This window comes from Nostoc cycadae WK-1 (genome assembly GCF_002897135.1).
GTDB lineage: Bacteria > Cyanobacteriota > Cyanobacteriia > Cyanobacteriales > Nostocaceae > Nostoc_B.
Genome location: NZ_DF978480.1, coordinates 1 through 1,338, shown reverse-complemented (window position 1 = coordinate 1,338; position 1,338 = coordinate 1). Strand labels below are relative to the sequence as shown.

General features: G+C 36.8%; 1 protein-coding gene and 1 pseudogene. Both read left to right on the top strand.

Going from position 1 to position 1,338, the window contains the following annotated elements; genetic code table 11:
* Window positions 1-264, top strand: a pseudogene (locus NCWK1_RS28955) (methyl-accepting chemotaxis protein); the annotation flags it as partial.
* A gap of 172 nt (window positions 265-436) precedes the next feature.
* A partial coding sequence (locus NCWK1_RS28950; RefSeq protein WP_146034070.1) for a CHASE3 domain-containing protein occupies window positions 437-1,338 on the top strand: 902 nt, incomplete at its 3' end.

Genomic DNA, 1,338 nt, shown 5'->3' with positions numbered 1-1,338 from the left:
CAGATTGGGCAAATTATTCAGCAAGTACAGGAGCTAAACCCACGTTTTGCATCGGTGAACAAGGGAATGGAAATGCAGTCACTAGGAGCGCAACAAATTAGTGAAGCAATGGTGCAGTTAAGTAGTACCTCAGTCCAGACTGCCGATTCACTCAGGGAAATTAATCAGGCGATCGCCCAACTTAATCAAGTTTCTCGTGGCTTACGTCAAGAAGTTTCTATCTTCAAAGTTAACAACAATATTGTTGAACCGACTTTATCGTAATTTCAAAATAATCATCCTCAAATACGGATGTCAATCTGACTCCATAAAGGCTATTAATGGCTAATTCATCTGGGTTCAGCTTTTGTGGCAGACTCAAATCCATAAATGATGACTTTTATTTATTAGGTATTAACTGCTATTTCCATAAATACAAATATTAAAATAGGATAATATGCCACAAGGGATTAAAATTAATCAATTTGTTATCGGTGGCTGTGCAATTATTGTTGGGTTAACAGGTGTTGCCAGCTATATTTCTAATTCAACTACGAATTCTCTCATAGAGTCTAATAAATGGGTTAATCATACCTATGCAATTAAAACCCAGTTAAAAGAACTCGAAAAGTCTTTGATTGATGCTGAAACTGGTCAAAGGGGATTCATCATTACAAAAGAAGAAAGGTATTTAGAACCATTTAATTTAGCAAAAACACAATTAAAAAATACATTGTGGGAAATCAAAAACAAAATTTCGGACAATTCAGCGCAAATTAAAACTCTTAGAGAAATTGAAAAATTAAGCCAAGCCAAAATGGATGAGTTGACAACAACTATCAATATGAAGCGAGTTGGTCAAGAACAAGAGTTATTAAATGTGATTTTGTCAGATAAAGGCAAAAAATTAATGGATGAAATCAGGGAAAAAATGAATGCAATGTTGGAGGCAGAAGACCAAAGTTTAGCAGAACGACAAAAGCAAGCTGATCAAATTCAAAACTTTGCAGTCTTTGTGAATTGGGGAAATTTCTTTTGTATTGTGATTGTAACCATTGCTGTTTGTTTAGGAATTATTCTCATCCCTAGCCGGGCGTTGGCGCGGGCTTTGCAAACTGCATTTCATTTAGCAGACCGAGTGGCTGCGGGAGATTTTACTAGTAATGTGGAAATCACCGCTGATGACGAGATTGGTAAGTTGATGGCGGCACTGAAAACGATGACGCAGAAATTGAGTAGTTTAATTCGTCAAGTCCAAGGTTCAGGTATTCAAGTTACCACCTCAGCCACACAAATAGCCGCTTCTGGCAAACAATTAGAAGCAACACTAACAGAACAAGTAGCATCAACAAATCAAGT